The organism is Sulfitobacter sp. G21635-S1 (assembly GCF_027213915.1).
Lineage (GTDB): Bacteria > Pseudomonadota > Alphaproteobacteria > Rhodobacterales > Rhodobacteraceae > Sulfitobacter.
Genome location: NZ_JAPWGV010000084.1, coordinates 1 through 381 on the forward strand (window position 1 = coordinate 1; position 381 = coordinate 381).

The 381-nt window shown below is 62.5% G+C and carries 1 protein-coding gene; it reads right to left on the reverse strand.

The features are described 5' to 3' along the window. The coding region (locus O4H53_RS27260; RefSeq protein ID WP_443069652.1) for a MerR family transcriptional regulator at nucleotides 1-279 on the reverse strand (279 nt) is incomplete at its 3' end. Between the last annotated feature and the right edge of the window lie 102 nt (nucleotides 280-381).

Genomic DNA, 381 nt, shown 5'->3' on the forward strand with positions numbered 1-381 from the left:
CCGGTCGAACGTCGCGCTGCGGCGGGCTTTGGGATCACCGATCAGGCGGTCGATCTGGGCAAGCTTATGCCGCAGATCGGTCAGGCCCGCTTCGCAGGCCCTCGCGCCCTCGTCGGTCAGGCACGGTGACATGGCCAGTATCTCGCGTGTGGAGAAACCGGTCGCGATCATATCGTGAATGCTGTCGGCCTTCCGCAGGTCAGCAGGGCTGTAACTGCGATACCCGTTTGTATCCCGCGATGGCCCCAGAAGACCCGCCTGCTCGTAGTGGCGCAGGATCCACGGGGGCGGAAGATGGTATCACTCAGCACGCGCTCGTCATTAACGTCTCGCTTTTCATTGCGCTTCGGAAAGAGCTGTTCCAGAGGTGCCAACAGCGCG